Origin of the sequence: Sphaerospermopsis reniformis (assembly GCF_005402885.1) — a bacterium.
GTDB lineage: Bacteria > Cyanobacteriota > Cyanobacteriia > Cyanobacteriales > Nostocaceae > Sphaerospermopsis > Sphaerospermopsis kisseleviana.
The window spans coordinates 19,184-35,019 of record NZ_BJCE01000027.1; the positions used below are offsets into that span (position 1 = coordinate 19,184).

General features: G+C 37.9%; 17 protein-coding genes, 1 tRNA gene and 1 pseudogene. 11 read left to right on the forward strand and 8 right to left on the reverse strand.

Going from position 1 to position 15,836, the window contains the following annotated elements; all coding sequences use genetic code 11:
• Positions 1 to 381: 381 nt before the first annotated feature.
• From FFR48_RS06180 to psbZ, 6 genes are all read right to left on the reverse strand, one after another.
• On the reverse strand, positions 382 to 813 hold the full coding sequence (locus FFR48_RS06180; RefSeq protein WP_096568903.1) for a DUF29 domain-containing protein: 432 nt from the start codon (positions 811 to 813) through the stop codon (positions 382 to 384).
• Between the two features lie 56 nt (positions 814 to 869).
• Positions 870 to 2,135, reverse strand: coding sequence for a glutamate-5-semialdehyde dehydrogenase (locus FFR48_RS06185; RefSeq protein ID WP_096568906.1), 1,266 nt, complete (start codon positions 2,133 to 2,135; stop codon positions 870 to 872).
• A 67-nt stretch (positions 2,136 to 2,202) separates the two neighbouring features.
• Positions 2,203 to 2,610 (reverse strand): hypothetical protein, encoded by a 408-nt coding sequence (locus tag FFR48_RS06190; RefSeq protein WP_096568909.1) that lies wholly within the window; start codon positions 2,608 to 2,610, stop codon positions 2,203 to 2,205.
• Between the two features lie 275 nt (positions 2,611 to 2,885).
• Positions 2,886 to 2,957, reverse strand: a tRNA-Gly gene (locus FFR48_RS06195).
• Between the two features lie 216 nt (positions 2,958 to 3,173).
• Positions 3,174 to 3,731 carry a 6,7-dimethyl-8-ribityllumazine synthase gene (gene ribH, locus FFR48_RS06200; protein ID WP_137666736.1) on the reverse strand — a complete coding sequence of 186 codons (558 nt, stop codon included), beginning with the start codon at positions 3,729 to 3,731 and terminating at the stop codon, positions 3,174 to 3,176.
• A gap of 182 nt (positions 3,732 to 3,913) precedes the next feature.
• A complete protein-coding gene (gene psbZ / locus FFR48_RS06205; protein ID WP_096568955.1) occupies positions 3,914 to 4,102 on the reverse strand; it encodes a photosystem II reaction center protein PsbZ in 189 nt (62 codons plus the stop codon).
• Positions 4,103 to 4,348: 246 nt separating this feature from the next.
• On the opposite strand from psbZ, the gene FFR48_RS06210 reads away from it, so the two are divergent.
• From FFR48_RS06210 to FFR48_RS06230, 5 genes are all read left to right on the forward strand, one after another.
• Positions 4,349 to 7,066 (forward strand): CBS domain-containing protein, encoded by a 2,718-nt coding sequence (locus tag FFR48_RS06210; protein ID WP_137666744.1) that lies wholly within the window; start codon positions 4,349 to 4,351, stop codon positions 7,064 to 7,066.
• 680 nt (positions 7,067 to 7,746) lie between these two features.
• Positions 7,747 to 8,070 carry a DUF6825 family protein gene (locus FFR48_RS06215; RefSeq protein ID WP_137666737.1) on the forward strand — a complete coding sequence of 108 codons (324 nt, stop codon included), beginning with the start codon at positions 7,747 to 7,749 and terminating at the stop codon, positions 8,068 to 8,070.
• Between the two features lie 131 nt (positions 8,071 to 8,201).
• Positions 8,202 to 9,887: an ABC1 kinase family protein gene (locus FFR48_RS06220; RefSeq protein WP_137666745.1), complete on the forward strand. Its 1,686-nt coding sequence runs from the start codon at positions 8,202 to 8,204 to the stop codon at positions 9,885 to 9,887.
• An 18-nt stretch (positions 9,888 to 9,905) separates the two neighbouring features.
• A complete protein-coding gene (locus FFR48_RS06225) occupies positions 9,906 to 10,640 on the forward strand; it encodes a PP2C family protein-serine/threonine phosphatase (RefSeq protein WP_096568968.1) in 735 nt (244 codons plus the stop codon).
• Positions 10,641 to 11,371: 731 nt separating this feature from the next.
• Positions 11,372 to 11,569: an NblA/ycf18 family protein gene (locus FFR48_RS06230; protein ID WP_096568971.1), complete on the forward strand. Its 198-nt coding sequence runs from the start codon at positions 11,372 to 11,374 to the stop codon at positions 11,567 to 11,569.
• A gap of 408 nt (positions 11,570 to 11,977) precedes the next feature.
• On the opposite strand, the gene FFR48_RS06235 is transcribed toward FFR48_RS06230, so the two are convergent.
• On the reverse strand, positions 11,978 to 12,241 hold the full coding sequence (locus FFR48_RS06235; RefSeq protein ID WP_137666738.1) for a hypothetical protein: 264 nt from the start codon (positions 12,239 to 12,241) through the stop codon (positions 11,978 to 11,980).
• Positions 12,242 to 12,380: 139 nt separating this feature from the next.
• Here FFR48_RS06235 and FFR48_RS06240 point away from each other — a divergent pair, with 139 nt between their 5' ends.
• The gene (locus FFR48_RS06240) at positions 12,381 to 12,581 is read left to right on the forward strand and encodes a HEAT repeat domain-containing protein (RefSeq protein ID WP_137666739.1); all 201 of its coding nucleotides are present in this window, start codon (positions 12,381 to 12,383) and stop codon (positions 12,579 to 12,581) included.
• 360 nt (positions 12,582 to 12,941) lie between these two features.
• Complete coding sequence (locus tag FFR48_RS06245; protein ID WP_137666740.1) at positions 12,942 to 13,670, forward strand: DUF4058 family protein; 729 nt, start codon at positions 12,942 to 12,944, stop codon at positions 13,668 to 13,670.
• Positions 13,671 to 13,973: 303 nt separating this feature from the next.
• Here the strand turns inward: FFR48_RS06245 and FFR48_RS06250 are convergent, their stop codons facing one another.
• On the reverse strand, positions 13,974 to 14,120 hold the full coding sequence (locus FFR48_RS06250; RefSeq protein ID WP_162501847.1) for a hypothetical protein: 147 nt from the start codon (positions 14,118 to 14,120) through the stop codon (positions 13,974 to 13,976).
• Here FFR48_RS06250 and FFR48_RS29295 point away from each other — a divergent pair.
• The 4 genes and pseudogenes from FFR48_RS29295 to FFR48_RS06270 all read left to right on the forward strand — a co-directional run.
• Positions 14,117 to 14,334, forward strand: a pseudogene (locus tag FFR48_RS29295) (MFS transporter); the annotation flags it as partial. The gene FFR48_RS06250 and the pseudogene FFR48_RS29295 sit on opposite strands and share 4 nt — an antisense overlap.
• Positions 14,335 to 14,477: 143 nt before the next feature.
• Positions 14,478 to 14,744 carry a CopG family ribbon-helix-helix protein gene (locus FFR48_RS06260; protein WP_096568974.1) on the forward strand — a complete coding sequence of 89 codons (267 nt, stop codon included), beginning with the start codon at positions 14,478 to 14,480 and terminating at the stop codon, positions 14,742 to 14,744.
• Positions 14,741 to 15,019 (forward strand): type II toxin-antitoxin system RelE/ParE family toxin, encoded by a 279-nt coding sequence (locus FFR48_RS06265; RefSeq protein ID WP_137666741.1) that lies wholly within the window; start codon positions 14,741 to 14,743, stop codon positions 15,017 to 15,019. Before FFR48_RS06260 ends, FFR48_RS06265 begins: the two co-directional genes overlap by 4 nt.
• A gap of 76 nt (positions 15,020 to 15,095) precedes the next feature.
• A partial coding sequence (locus FFR48_RS06270; RefSeq protein WP_137666742.1) for an ATP-binding protein occupies positions 15,096 to 15,836 on the forward strand: 741 nt, incomplete at its 3' end.

Consider the following 15,836-nt stretch of genomic DNA (forward strand, 5'->3'; position numbering starts at 1 on the left):
TATTTGTGATAATGAAAAGAATAAAAGGATATAAAGTTGGACAATGAACAACATCTAGTTTTCTTATTATTAAATATTAAATAGATCCCACATTCCGCACCCCCCAGTGTCACAATCGGTAATTTCGGATTTTTGAAGACCTTTGAGGATAATTTTAATACAAAATGGTCTAAAGTTTAGGTAGCGATCGCCAATCTCAAATCCCCAAATGACCATTTTTCGTTGTGTGACAGTTTAGGGTGCGGAAGGTGGGATAGATAACTGTATCACTTTAAAAGTTTAAATGTACAAGACTTACCTGAACTTCAAGCAATAGCAAAAAACAAATCCTGTAAATCCTTAAATCCTGGATATCCTGATTCTGACAAGATTTAATTACTACTATTCTGGTAAGAACTCATTATCTAATATTTGTAAAATTGTATAATTACAACTTTGTGGAAAGCTTTCAAAAGGTAAATTAGTTTCCTTAACAGCTAAGTTAATTCCATCTTCATAACTTAATTGCAAAGCTTCTTCTAAATAAGATTTTAAACTGGGACTATCTGTTAATATTCTTTTGACTTGAGTGCGCTGTTCTCGAATGGTGGCTAACCAACTATTACTGCGTTTTTCTGGTTGGTATTGCCATTTTAGTAAATGTCCTAATAACAAGGCTAAACGGTTAACTAATTCTCTTCTTTCTTGTCTTCCCAAGGCTTCTATTTCCTCAATTAAGTTTAACTTATCGAGTATTTCCCATTTTTCTTCTCTTAGTAGTTGAACTTGTTCTTTTGTCCATCCATAAAAATCCGAGTCGTAAAGTGTATTCATGGATTTTATCTATAATACTACTGTTGATGATAAAAAATTAACCGCAAATTCATCTGTTAAAACCTTCCATTCCCCTGAATAATATGCTTCACCGTTGTCAAGGTTTCCAAACTAATAAACCCTCTGCGGTGTCCTTTTTGATTGGACATTCCCAAAAATACGGAATCTCCCCGTGAAGGGTTACGAGAAAACCGAGGAGAAGCATTGATATAAGTAGAGGCGCTATTAACTCCTAATGCAAATTGGCGACTTTCTTGGTAAGAGTCTGTAACTATTGCATCCGCATGACCGCTACTATATTGATTAATCCAAGCGATCGCACTTTCTAAGCTATCTACTAATTTAAACGCTACGGTTTTACTTAAATACGGTGTTCCCCATTCTCCGTCTTTTGCTAATTGTAATTGGGGAAAGGCTTCTACTAATTCTGCATCTGCTTTGAGTTCAAAGCCTTTTTCTTTTAAGCTATTCCACAGCACAGGCAAGGAAGATGGTAAAGCTTGACGATGAATTAAAACTTTTTCAATGGCATTGACTGGATCTGGTTCACTTTTATGGCTATCTAAAATCATCCAGCGTACCATTTCTAAACTACCATTGAGGGACCAGTACAGGTAACAATTGCCCATTGCTGACTTTAACACGGGACAGGTGGCTTGTCTGACTACTTGCTGAATTAAGCTAGAACGTCCGTAGGGTATGACTAAACTTAAATACTGGTCTTGAGTGACTAAATCCCGTAAAGAAGTACCATGTTCAGTGGTGACTAATTCTATACAACCTGGGGGTAAACCAACTTCACTAATGGCTGTTTGCAGAACTTCGGCGATCGCCGCATTAGAATGACTAGCTTCTGTACTGCCTTTGAGAATCACAGTATTACCAGTTTTCAAACAAAAACCAGCAGTGATCGCCCCTAGTTCTGGAAAAGCCTCATAAATAAACCCAATTACTCCCAAAGGCATCAACTGGGTATAACTTTGAGAATCTTCCTGTTGATAATCAGCATTTCTCACCCGTCGCAAGGGATCGGATAATTCCCCCAAACGTTGGAGAATCTCAACAGTATTCTCTAACCGAGAGGGAGTTAATTTCAGCCAATCCAAAATTAATTCTGGTACTGCCATTTCCCGACTAGCTTCTAGATCCAGGGTATTGGCTTCGAGAATGTCGTCAAAGGAGCGTTTTAGCGCCCGTGCCATTGCCAACACAGCGCGACTTCGGTCTGCCCCTTTGGTAGTTCCTAACTTCAGGGAAGCTTGATAAGCGCGTTTGGCGCTGTTCATTGGTTCGGGATAATCATCAAAAGCTTCAACAGTCATCCGATTTTGGATTTTGGATTTTAGATTTTGGATTAGTTCCTCGGATAAATCCGGGGCGCTGATGCAGTTAACGTCTGTAAGTAAGCCAGACCATAATTGCTGGCAGAATAGCTAATAGCACCGCCACTATTGCCCAAGCAATAATACTCGAACCATTTGCCAAGCGTAATGCTAACGGTAGCCATATAATGACTAACACGAAAATAATGCCCAACGCTATCGGCAGATAACTTTCTGCCAATTTTGGTTGAATCAGATTCCAGCTTTTCCCTGTCCAGCGCCAAGCCCGCTTATAGGGATAAGTTGTAGAAAGTTGCTCCAGTACATATCCATTATCTTCAACGACAAATATTTGCTGACAGCGATCGCAGCCAAATGCTTCTGTCAGGGTAATGGGAATTAACCGCCCCCGACGACGACAAGGACAAGTATAATCCGTATTTAAGTCTATTTTTTCCGGTTTTTGAGATGGCACAAGCAGTCTAAATAACTTGAGCGAGTTTTTGTTAACGGTTTTGGGTGGGAATGCCAAAAATTACTTTTTGGTCAACATCCCCACACTTAGCATTATTTCTAGTATATTTCTGCAAGCATTGTAGCCGCTATTTTCAATTAGACAAAATAGGAAGCAGGAGGCAGAAGGCAGGAGTTTATACAATTAAAAATTTTAGGTCTGAAAATCTAATCATGATTTCCCAGGCCTAATGACTTTTTTGGTTACTTATTCTATTTCTATGTTATTATTTTCAGAGCGGGTAACGCGATTCGAACGCGCGACATCAACCTTGGCAAGGTTGCGCTCTACCACTGAGCTATACCCGCGACCTCAACATAATCTTAGTATTTCAGATTTATCTAGGTTTGTCAACCCCTATTGGAAATTTTTTTTTGAGAAGTCAGAAGTCGTAGAGGCGAAGCATTCGGACAAAAATATTGGGGAAAAATCGAGAATTGATCACCCGAATGCTTCGCCCGTACAGGAGGCAGGAGTCAAGAGTCAGGAGGTAAATATTTCTCCCCGTCTCCCCAAACTCTCTTTTAAACTACTTCTGACTGTACCAATTTTTGGACTGATGCTGGTAAAGACTGAGCGTTACTGGCATAAGGTTCTGCTAGGTTGGAACGTAGTTGACGCATCAAACTGGCCATTTCTATGGCATTCATGGCATAATCCCAGCCATGATTACTTTTAATCCCTGCTCTTTCCAATGCTTGCTGCATGGTATCTGTGGTCAAAATGCCAAAAATCACAGGTACACCAGTTTGAAAGCTGGCTGCTGCAATACCCTTGGCTACTTCAGCAGATACATAATCAAAATGGGGTGTTTGTCCTTTAATTACCGCACCCAAGCAAATTATGGCATCATAACGTTGAGAGAGTGCCAACTGACGAGCGACGGTAGGAACTTCAAAACTGCCTGGAACCCATACATAATCTACTTGATTGCCTTGGGGGTCAGGATCTATACCGTGACGTTTTAGGCAATCTTGACATCCTTCTAAAAGCTTAACGGTAACTAGATCATTGAATCGACCGATCACCATTGCAAACTTTAAAGGTGCTGTTTGAGTAAAGTTGCCCTCAAAAACTGCCATGACTGCCTCTTATAACTATACTTCTTAGCCAATACATTTTTCTGGATGGAAATAAAGGAGCAGGAAAGCAATATCAGCACGGAAAAAGAACAAAGAAATTTTTGCTTCCCTTTCCTGTGAGTTCAGCTTTTCTGCTCCTCTGGTTTTTATGTTATGTGTGAACGCTTGTGTGCAGCCGTTGTCTACACCACAAAAAAGTTTAATAAACCAACTAAAAGCACTAAAGCAATCCAAACACCAGAACCAACCCACAGCAGCTTTTTAGATTCCACCCAGTTTTGAGGGGTTGCGTAAGCAACAGGAACACCAATAACCAGGACGAAGGACATCAGAACGAGAGATACTAAAGCAAATTGGAATACTATGGTCATTTTTACTTTTCCCAACACAGCGAAATCGTAACTTTCACCAAGACTGTCACGATATGATAGACAGACTAGGCTGATCAGTGAACCATTTAATTTAGGTCTTCTGAACAATTAATATTTTAAAGCTGCTTTGTAACAGTTGATCAGTTATTAGGAAAGAGGTAATGGGTAATGGGTAATGGGTTATTAACCTCCCCCTGCTCTCTTTTCTGTCCCCAGTCCCCAGTCACCAGTCCCCAATCACCTATCATGGATATAATTCTTTGTCACAAAACTGCTGATTTTGACGCTTTAGGGGCGGCTGTGGGGTTAACTTGCCTCAAGCCAGGAAGTAAGATTGTCTTAACTGGGGGATCTCATCCACCGGTACGAGATTTTTTGGCTTTGTATCGGGATGAATATTCACTGATTGAAAGACGTTCTGTAAATCCTGAAAAAATACGTTCTTTGATGGTTGTAGATACTCAACAGCGCGATCGCTTAGGAAAAGCTGCTGTATGGTTAGATTTACCGCATATTCAAGAAATCATAGTTTATGACCATCATTTAACACAAGATAGCAATATTCCCACCACAAAATTATATATTGATAAAGTCGGTGCAACGACCACTTTAATGGTGGAAGAATTACAAAAACAGCATATTTCTATTAATCCTGCTCAAGCAACAGTAATGGCTTTGGGTATTCATGTTGATACAGGTTCTTTAACTTATGATCAGTCTACGCCCAGAGATGCTTTGGCTTTAGCTTGGTTGATGCAGCAAGGGGCAAGTTTATCTGTAATTGCAACTTACCGAGATCCAGGTTTATCTCCCCAACTACAAAAATTATTAACTCAATCTTTGGAAAATTTAGAATATATTTGTTTCCGGGGATATACCATTGGACGAGTTACTCTCAAAACTGATAATTTTGTACCTGGTTTATCAGCTTTAGCATCAGAACTGGTAGAATTAACAGAAATAGATGCTTTACTGTTAGCCCATGAATATCTTTTAGAAGATGGAGAAGTTAGATTAACAGTAATTGGTAGAAGCCAAATTACCCATACCAATCTTAATCTTTTATTTCAACCTTTCGATGGTGGTGGACATTCTCAAGCTGCATCTTTCAATATTAGAACCACTGATTCACAATCAATTTTACAACAACTATTAGCAGGGTTAAAATCACAAATTCCCCATCCTCCCACAGCCAGAGATTTAATGTCTTCTCCTGTGCGAACTATTCGCCCAGAAACCACTATTGCTGAAGCTCAAAGAATTTTACTGCGTTACGGACATTCTGGTTTATCTGTTGTCAATCATCAAGATAAATTAGTGGGTATTATTTCTCGACGTGATTTAGATATTGCTTTACATCACGGATTTAATCATGCACCAGTTAAAGGTTACATGACCACTAATTTAAAGACCATTACGCCAGACGCTACCCTACCACAAATTGAGTATTTAATGGTTACTTATGACATTGGACGTTTACCAGTTTTAGAAAATGAAAATCTCGTTGGTATTGTCACTCGTACTGATGTTTTAAGGGAACTGCATCAAAGTGATATAAGTGATGAAGAAATAGATCAAAAAAGCGAAAATAATATTACATTACCACAATTACAAGCTAAATTAAAGCCGCAACTTTGGCAATTATTAAATATAGCATCTCAAGCAGCTGAAAAACGTGGTTGGCATCTTTATTTAGTAGGTGGTGCAGTACGTGATTTACTATTAGCAGAAGGACAAACTGGCACATTAATGATTAATGATATTGATTTAGTGGTAGATGGTTTTCATCAAGCAGCGGATGTGGGTGCAGGTGTGGAACTAGCAAAAGTATTGCAGGAAGTTTATCAAAATGCACGTTTAGAAATTCATGGTGCATTTCAAACTGCTGCTTTATTATGGCATAAACACCCAGAATTAAATTCATTATGGGTAGATATTGCCACTTCAAGAACAGAATTTTATCCTTATCCCGCAGCTAACCCAGAAGTTGAAGCTAGTTCTATTCGTCAAGATTTATATAGAAGAGATTTTACAATTAATGCAATGGCATTAAGGTTAACATCTCCCCGTAGCGGTGAATTATTAGATTTTTTTGGTGGTTTATTAGATTTACAAGCTAAGGAAATCAGAGTTTTACACCCTAACAGTTTTATTGAAGATCCTACTCGTATTTATCGCGGAGTTCGCTTTGCTGTGCGGTTTGGATTTGCCATTGAACAGCGAACAAAAGAGTATATTAACTATGCCATAAATAGCGGAGTTTATGACAGAACAACTCAAGAAAATGTCAAAACTCCCGCTTTACAAACTCGGTTAAAAACTGAATTAAAACATATTGTAGAAGCTCCCTATTGGCAATCTGCTTTACAATTATTAGATGATTTGGGTGCTTTACAATGTATCCATCCTACCCTAAAATTAGATATTTATATTTTACGAGAATTACGTTTATTGGAAAAATTAATTATCATATATTTGCGAAGCTGTGAAAAACAACAAATATTACATCCTTTTTTACATCCTTGGCAAATGCGTTTAGAGTTATTAATTGCCCATTTAGAACCGCAATATAGAACAAAGGTAGCTAAAAATCTACAATTAGCTGATGATAGTATTAATAGATTAAAGAAATTAGCAGAAATGCAAACAGAGGTAATTTCATTATTACCAAGTTGTGAATTACCGAGTCAAATAGTCCACTTATTGAAAAAATATGATGCACCAACTTTAATGTTAGTTGCCTTGAAAAGTCCCCGCCAAGTTAGACGGAAAATCTGGTATTATTTAACTAATTTGGCAAATGTCCAACCTTTGTTAAATGGCAATGATTTAAAACAATTGGGGTATAAACCCAGTCCGATTTTTAAACAAATTTTGGATGATTTATTGACTGCTACTCTTGATGGTACCATTAAGGATGAATCTGAAGCGCGGGAATTTTTAGCTAAACATTATCCTCGTTAATTTTAATATTGCCAGAATCAGGATGTCCAAGATTTGAGGATTTTCAGGATGTTGATTTAATGTTGATTTAAAAATTAGTAATTTGAATTAGTAATTTATATGTGAAAAAGTGCTGTTACCTAATTCTGAAAAATTCCACCTTAAACACCAACAAAAAATTAATCAATTACCATCCTGTACATCCTTTAATCCTGGTTATCCTAATTCTGACAAATTCTATTTTTTAAAACGAACCACAGAGTCACATAGAACACAGAGAAAAACAACATCATGTAAATCCTTAAATCCAGGAAATTCTGATCATGATCTAAAAATCATCTGCGTTCATCTGCGTTTAATTTTTGATATTTAATATTTAATCCTGTAAATCCTCTAATCCTGGACATCCTGATTCTGACAAATCCTGATTGTGACAATTTAAATTTAATTATTCTACTTAATTTAAATTGAACTAATAAATATTTAATATTAAATTAAATATATTGCAATAAATATTTACGTATGTATTCATAATTATTTAGATATTAAAATTATTTAATAATTCCAGTATTTGAGGGATTACCAGCTAAAATTATACAAATTCATTAGCGTCCCAATACTGATAAAATTCTGAATGATAGTCAACACCTGATGCTGAATGCAAGTTATAATTTTCTTGCGGAGCAACTTTACAAAAATTTATGAGTAATCCTCTTGTGCAAGCCTTTTTTGTAGGCAGAGCAGTAGCAGAAGTAATTAATGAGCGTGTAGAAGTCGCCTTGACCGATGCTTTGAGCGAACTGGGTAAATTTGATGCTGAAGCCAGAGAACAGTTACGCCAGTTTACAGAGGAAGTCATAGCACGAGCTAATCGGGCTGCCGAAGCCTCAGCAACTGGAACAACCAAAGGTAGCGGTGCATCTGGTGTAGGTTCAACAGACTTACAAGCAGAAATTGACGAATTGCGGGCAGAAATCGCCTTATTACGCACTGAATTACAAAAATATCGCAGTGCGTCAAAATAGATAAAGGGAACGGGGAACGGGGAACAGGGAACAGGGAACAGGGAAAAATAACATTTATTACCCATTACCCATTACGAAGAGTGTCTGTTATTAGTGGAGATTCCGTGAATACCCAACGGTACGAAAAAAATATGGAACAAGGTTATTCAGGTAAGGCTTACCGTTGGAATCGGGAAAAATACTCTAGCAAACGCCGTTTTGTGGATATTTGGTCTTTTGTTCTGACTTTAATGTTCAAAATTTGGCGGTATAATAAAGCTTGGAGTTATCCTGGGGGTGTAACGGAAGCTAAACAAGCTGCTAGACGTAAAGCCCAAGCTATCTGGATTAGAGAGACCTTTTTAAATTTGGGACCGACTTTTATTAAAGTTGGTCAGCTGTTCTCTACCCGTGCTGATATCTTTCCTAGTGAATACGTGGAAGAGTTATCTAAGTTACAGGATAGAGTACCAGCCTTTAGCTATGAACAAGTAGAGGCAATTATTGAGCAGGAGTTAGGTAAAAAAATTCCTGAACTATTCCACAGTTTTGAACCAGTTCCCCTGGCTGCTGCTAGTTTGGGACAAGTTCACAAAGCTGTGTTACATTCTGGAGAATCGGTAGTTGTCAAGGTGCAACGTCCGGGACTCAAAAAGCTGTTTGAAATAGATTTACAAATTCTCAAAGGTATTGCCCGCTACTTCCAAAATCATCCTAAATGGGGACGGGGACGAGATTGGATGGGTATTTATGAAGAATGTTGTCGCATTCTCTGGGAGGAAATTGATTACCTAAATGAAGGGCGCAATGCTGATACTTTTCGCCGCAATTTCCGCGCTTACAACTGGGTGAAAGTACCCAGAGTTTATTGGCGTTATGCTACTTCTAGGGTCATTACTTTGGAATATGTTCCCGGAATTAAAGTGAGTCAATATGACGCTTTAGAAGCTGCGGGTGTGGATCGGAGAGCGATCGCTCGTTATGGCGCTCAAGCATATTTACACCAATTACTAAATAACGGTTTCTTCCACGCTGATCCCCACCCTGGTAATTTGGCAGTTAGTGCCGATGGTGCTTTGATTTTCTACGACTTCGGGATGATGGGAACAATTAAATCCAATGTCCGCGAAGGATTGATGGAAACTTTGTTTGGCATCGCTCAAAAAGATGGCGATCGCGTGGTACAGTCTCTGATTGATTTGGGTGCGATCGCACCAATAGACGACATGGGTCCGGTGCGGCGTTCTGTCCAGTATATGCTGGATAACTTCATGGATAAACCTTTTGAATCTCAATCAGTGGCCGCCATCAGCGAAGACCTGTATGAAATAGCTTACAATCAACCATTTAGATTTCCAGCAACTTTTACCTTTGTCATGCGGGCTTTTTCTACCCTGGAAGGGGTGGGAAAGGGTTTAGACCCAGAATTTAATTTTATGGAAGTTGCCCAGCCTTATGCAATGGAACTTATGACTAATAGTAGTGGTTCAGAGGGGAATAGTTTCTTGAATGAATTAAGTCGTCAAGCAGTACAAGTCAGTAGCACTGCTTTAGGTCTACCACGTCGATTAGAAGATACACTGGATAAACTAGAACGGGGTGATATTCGTCTGCGGGTTCGTTCCCTAGAAACAGAACGTCTGTTAAGGCGACAAACTAGTATTCAAATGGGAATGAGTTATGCTTTGATCATCAGTGGATTTACAATTTCTGCTACGATTCTTTTGGTGAATCATTATGTATGGTTAGCAGCAGTAGCAGGTTTAATTGCTGCCGGAGTTTCACTTGTACTTCTCCGCCTAATTTCACGCCTTGACCGTTATGATCAGAAGTATTAATTATTGCTGCACAAATTTATGAAACTTAACTTCGTGGGTTTGACCGATCCAGGACTTATTCGTTCTAATAATCAAGATGCTTACTATATAGACCCGGAAGGACGGTTTTTTATAGTTGCTGACGGTATGGGCGGTCATGCAGGAGGAGAACAGGCCAGTCACATTGCTACCCAAGAAATTCGGGGATATTTAGAAAAAAATTGGCAATCTTCTGAATCTACGCCAGAATTATTAAAAAACGCTTTATTGTTCGCTAATGAAGCAATTTTGCAGGATCAGCAAAATCATCCTGAACGTGCTGATATGGGGACTACTGCTGTTGTAGTGGTTTTTCGTGATTCAGATTTACCTTGGTGCGCTCATATCGGCGATTCAAGATTATATCGTTATCGGAAATCCCAATTAGAGCAAATCACAGAGGATCATACTTGGGTGGCCAGAGCTATCAAAATAGGCGATATCACTGAGGAAGAAGCTAGAGTTCATCCCTTCCGTCATGTTTTATCTCGCTGCTTGGGACGTGAAGACTTGCATCAGGTGGAAGGACAACCACTAGATATCCAGGTTGGCGATCGCTTACTTTTATGTAGTGATGGACTCACGGAAGAACTCGTCGCTCCCCAAATTAAAACTTGCCTTGACAATTTTCCCGTATTGGATAAAGCTGCTTTCTCTTTGGTTGAAGCAGCAAAAGAGGAAGGTGGACACGACAACATTACTGTTGTCCTTGTAGTTGTTGAGGAAAATTCATAATAGGGAATAGGGAATAGGGAATTAGGGATTGCTGATAGCGTAGCGTGGCGTTAGCCATATAAATATGAAAACTTTACGAAAATGTCACCTGTCACCTGTCACTGGTCTTTCACAGATAACTTTTTCAGCAAACCCTAATTATCTATTCTTCCCATATCCCTATCTTCCAATGCCCAAAAACCAACAAAGTAAATATACTCAGCATTTTGTTCAATTTGAGCATTTTTTATGTTAGCAAATTGCTAAAAATATCTTTAAGCCTTTCAATTCACCTGATGAGGCTAAATTTACATTAGACTTCTCCGAAAAAGACGTAGAGACAATTCATGAATTGTCCCTACCAAGGGTTTCAGGTTATGCTTATGTAATTCTCGGAGATATCTATTATTTAGAAAATTGAAATTTTGAAATTATCGCCCTTGTTAGTCCCAACTGCAAGGATCAACAATCAAGCTCAAATAAATCTACTGTAAAAATCCTTGATTGGTCCATAAGTCTATTTACATAAAACCTGCTTTCAGGAATCATGGGCTTAAAACATTAGATTTAAACGCAAGATTTAGAAACAGAAAAATTAACCGCAAGGTACTGGGCAATTTGTCAAACAATTGTTATCTTTCTTAATACAGAGGAAAAACAAATGCTGAAAACAAATATCAGCCCAAGTCTCACACCCTTGGCTTTTCTGTCACCAATATCACTGTTAAGCGTTGTTTTTTGAGGTTTTAACTATGAATCAACCAATAGAGCTTTCCTTGGAACAGCAATTTAGCATTTGTTCATTTGCTACACAGGTCAAGAACATGAGCCATGAACAAGCACAAGAGTTTTTGGTTAAACTCTATGAACAAATGGTTGTAAGGGAAGCAACTTATAAAGAGCTTCTCAAGCATCAGTGGGGATTAGATTCAGGTTCCACTATGGCATAGAGTAGGTTTGCTTTTGTCGCAGTGGGCGACCTCCTTCTCTTGCTTGGTTCCACCAGCGGAAAAAAGCTGGGGATGTTGGGGCGTCAACTTCGATTACCAGTCACCTAACTCTTGATCTCACAGGATCTGACACAGGTAAATTCAGTAATCATATTTCAGTCTAATAATGCCCAGACCAATTTTGTAGAAGATGCTATTGTATATAGCTGAAACTAATTTAGTGGAATACAAAAATTACCCAAAAAGCTCATATCTCAAAGAATAGAGCCGTTTGTTGTTTGCTTCCTCCTGCTGCCAAGGATGTCGACATCTTTTTATTATGTCGAGAGTGCAGTTAAATTTAGCTTTCCATTTTATATAACTATAATTTGCGTTAATCAAGAAATTTTATTTACAAAACTTTACTTATTATCCAGATATATCAAAGGATGAACCAGTATCACTTGTTTGCAGTGTAGCTAATATTTGCCGTTTTATCTTTTCATACTCCTGTTTGAGAAAATTTTTACTAACTTGAGCATCTGCGGATGATGTCAATACTTTGCTGATTTCTAGCCACTCTTGCAGTCTTTCGCGTTGAATAGGGGCAATACTAGAGGAAAGAACATGAGTGCAGTGACCTTCCAGGAGTGAGTTTAGTGATTTGTTTCTGCCACGGGAGGGGATTGTCATTAACTGGAGTTTAGACTAAGCCATGAAAAATGACCCAGCATGGCTGAGTTAATCAGAGACTTAGGGAAACTATGAATAATCTTAGGTATTAAACAGCAACAGATGGTTCTTTAGGTGGAAGTGACACTGTTTTTTTAACATGAAAGATGAACATTGGCAAGTGCGAAAATTTACACTTCAAGTATTACAAAAAACGCCCGATCAAAATTTATTACCTGATTTGATTCAAGCGTTAACAGACGAATATTCTGATGTGAGAAAAGAGGCAGCCATAGCACTTGGTAACTTAGATAATGTTGATGCTTTAAATGCTCAGGTAGAAATCCTGATGAAGCTGTAATGTTAAGTAAAAATCCGTTACAAGTTGCAGAATAATTTAATATGTTACTGAATAGTTGTCGTCTAGCATTCTTAACTAAATGGGTTTTTATATTGAATTACACTCTTTTAGTTTAGCAAGTGGAAGTCACTAATAATTACACATATTAGTTAATTTTAATCATTCTAAATCCCATCTGATTAGGTGGATTAAATGAGAGGTTATATCGCAATACTGCTCACTTAACTAAATATACTTTAGGTTATGCTATCACTAAACTCGCCCCAGGCATAGTATAATCCAAAAAAATTGTCAAGCCAACCTACAGAGCGATAAAATAATTCTATCAAAGGAGATGTAAATAAGTTGGAGACATTGCAAATGCAAAATCCATTTCCTGGTATGAATCCGTATTTAGAACAACCTGAATTATGGCATCAAGTACATAACCGTTTGATTGTCGCTATAGCTGATGATTTAACTCCTCAAATTGCCCCTCAATACAGGGTTTCTATTGAGGAGCGAGTTTACACAAGTGTGGATGATATTTTTCTAGTGGGAATTGCTGATGTAGCTGTTGCAAAAAGAAATAATAATGCAGAAACTGGGACAACTTTAACTACTACAAAACTAGCAGAACCTAGTAAAGTTAAAGTTCCCATGTATGAAGAGGTAATTGAGCGATTTTTGGAAGTGAAAGCCACACAAAGCCGGGAAGTAGTGACTGTAATTGAAATACTTTCTCCCAAAAATAAACGCTCTAAGGAAGGTAGAACTGTTTACGAAAACAAGCGACAAAAAATTTTAGCATCTGCTACTAATTTAGTGGAAATTGACTTATTGAGATTAGGTGAATCTTTACCAATTCTAGGAGCAACTAAAAGCGATTATCACATTTTAGTTAGCCGCAGTCATCAACGACCAGATGCAGACCTTTACAGTTTTGATTTACAAGATCCTATTCCTGTGTTTCCCGTTCCTTTGCGTTCAGGAGAAAATGAACCTGTGATTGATTTACAGAGGTTACTTAATGAAATCTATGAACGGGCTAGATTTGATTTAGCAATTGATTATTCACAAGTTCTAAAACCTGCTTTATCTTCTGATTAGGAAGCTTGGGTAAGGGAGATTTTGGATAATATGTAGACAGTGTAATTATAGGTGATGCTTTAGCTTGCGACCTTTCCTAAAAAACTGTCGAAAGAATTGGTATTGATTAACCCATTTTCTATCAATACTCGACGTACAGCTACCAAATGCACAGGTTGAACATAAGCCTGTTGTGCGTAAGCTGGTAAAATGACCAAATTTCCTGACAATGGATATTGATAGATTTGCTGAGAACCTGTTGTTGGAACTTTTGTAAAACCTATCTTGAAAATCAACTATTCTAGGTCAATAAATGGAATATCTTTAACCATGATTTCGATATTTGATTATGTTTTTAATTTCCTCCATAGCATCTTGATAATCTGTTTCCTTACCTTCTTTTTGATATATATTTGCGGCTGTTTGGAAATCTTTAATTGCACCCTGCTTGTCTCCTAATGTAAAACACACCTGCTCATTTACGTGGTCGAGTTGCGGCTATTAATAGTTTGTTTATTAGTGCGTCCAATGAGTTGGGGGTTTTGAATCTGGCGCGGTTGCGGCTTTATTTGGACCTGTTTTCTCTGTGGTTAGTGGGGGAATAGGTACGATTTTGGTGGTGGTTGTGACGGCGATGATTTGGCCGGAGATCCGCAATTTGGGGGCGTTGCATGAGGATTTATAGGGGAAATAGTCTCACGCAAATACGCAAAGAAAGAAGGAGTCTGAGAAATGAACTATTCATGACTTCTCTGGTTGAAAGTTGATGAATAATGAATTACATTAAAAATAATGCAATAAGCTGTTGTGCATTATTGAGGTAATTTCATGAGTACCACGAGTTTTCGGCTTGATGATGACTTACAAGAGAAACTTGAAATCACTGCCAACCGTACTAAGCGTTCTAAAGGTTGGATAATTAATGATGCTCTCCGTCGGTATATTGAGCAGGAAGAACTTAAACAAAGGATATTGGAAGAAACTCAAGAAGCTTTAGCTGATATTGAAGCCAGTCGCGTGGTATCAGGAGAAGAGGTGATGAAATGGTTGGAGACTTGGGGAACTGCGGCTGAAACTAAGGCTCCTTTGCTATGAAATTAGAGTTTTCGGAAAGTGCAGTTCAAGATTTGATTCGTCTACGAGAGTTTATCGCAGTTCATAATCCCAAAGCGGCAGAACGCATATCTCTGCGGCTGCGACAAGCGATCGCAAAACTTGTACTGCATCCCGATATAGGGCGTTCTATAACGGAGTTTGAAAATGTCCGTGAACTTGTAGCTGGTGATTATGTTGTGCGATATTTACGTCTTGAGGATGGGATTTTTGTATTAAGAATATGGCACGGTAAGGAGTTTCGTGATTTTGGGTAAAAACTGAATCAGGTTAGAAAAAGCTCACACCAACTTGTATAATTCTATATGTTATGTTTATCTTGAGTAACCCAGTATGACTCAGCACCCAGAAATAGATTACAAGCACGTTTTATCTGAACTTTCGGTTAACCGTAAAGATCCTTGTGAGGTTATTCGTGAGTTAATATCTAATTCCTACGATGCTCAAGCATCAAGAATCGAGATTTATCCTCTGTTGCAGTATCAAGGCTTTATATTCTTTGATAATGGTATTGGTTTAAGCGAAACAGAAGAAGTTAATGGAATAACTCCCTATAGAGCATTTTTTTCAATTGGTAAATCTACTAAAATTCAAGGTGACTTTATTGGTTACAAATGCCAAGGCTCAAAGTTATGCTTTGCTGCTAAAAAATTTGCTTTGATCACACGCTGTAGTAATGAAGATAATTGGCGGTCAATATCAATAGATAATCCTAAAGATAATTTAAGTCCTCAATATAATATCCAATCTAATATAGATAATCATCCTTGGCAAACCCTCCAAAATTTATTCTCTATACCTAAACCTAAGAGACAAAGTACAAACATTATAAATAATTTGAACGAAGATTTTTTTTACAAAAGATTTACAACAGGAACTATGATTATTGTCCAAGGCTTGGAGGTAGAAAGATTTTCAACCTACTATAATTCAGAAGAAGATGGCACTACAAAGTGGTCATATCTCAAACATTATATTCGGTTTAATACAAGACACGGAGATATGAGAATTCTCCGTTATAGCGAAACAGATTTTCCTGCTAATAAGGCAAAATCTTTTGAGCAATGTTCTGGA

Bases quoted from the DNA above. Each gene is read 5' to 3' on its own strand.
- FFR48_RS06185 (WP_096568906.1), bottom strand. From the start codon at position 2,135: ATGACTGTTGAAGCTTTTGATGATTATCCCGAACCAATGAACAGCGCC.
- ribH (WP_137666736.1), bottom strand. From the start codon at position 3,731: ATGGCAGTTTTTGAGGGCAACTTTACTCAAACAGCACCTTTAAAGTTT.
- FFR48_RS06265 (WP_137666741.1), top strand. From the start codon at position 14,741: ATGAAATTAGAGTTTTCGGAAAGTGCAGTTCAAGATTTGATTCGTCTA.
- FFR48_RS06235 (WP_137666738.1), bottom strand. From the start codon at position 12,241: ATGACAATCCCCTCCCGTGGCAGAAACAAATCACTAAACTCACTCCTG.
- FFR48_RS06240 (WP_137666739.1), top strand. From the start codon at position 12,381: ATGAAAGATGAACATTGGCAAGTGCGAAAATTTACACTTCAAGTATTA.
- FFR48_RS06210 (WP_137666744.1), top strand. From the start codon at position 4,349: ATGGATATAATTCTTTGTCACAAAACTGCTGATTTTGACGCTTTAGGG.
- psbZ (WP_096568955.1), bottom strand. From the start codon at position 4,102: ATGACCATAGTATTCCAATTTGCTTTAGTATCTCTCGTTCTGATGTCC.
- FFR48_RS06225 (WP_096568968.1), top strand. From the start codon at position 9,906: ATGAAACTTAACTTCGTGGGTTTGACCGATCCAGGACTTATTCGTTCT.
- FFR48_RS06180 (WP_096568903.1), bottom strand. From the start codon at position 813: ATGAATACACTTTACGACTCGGATTTTTATGGATGGACAAAAGAACAA.
- FFR48_RS06220 (WP_137666745.1), top strand. From the start codon at position 8,202: ATGGAACAAGGTTATTCAGGTAAGGCTTACCGTTGGAATCGGGAAAAA.
- FFR48_RS06245 (WP_137666740.1), top strand. From the start codon at position 12,942: ATGCAAAATCCATTTCCTGGTATGAATCCGTATTTAGAACAACCTGAA.
- FFR48_RS06230 (WP_096568971.1), top strand. From the start codon at position 11,372: ATGAATCAACCAATAGAGCTTTCCTTGGAACAGCAATTTAGCATTTGT.
- FFR48_RS06260 (WP_096568974.1), top strand. From the start codon at position 14,478: ATGAGTACCACGAGTTTTCGGCTTGATGATGACTTACAAGAGAAACTT.
- FFR48_RS06215 (WP_137666737.1), top strand. From the start codon at position 7,747: ATGAGTAATCCTCTTGTGCAAGCCTTTTTTGTAGGCAGAGCAGTAGCA.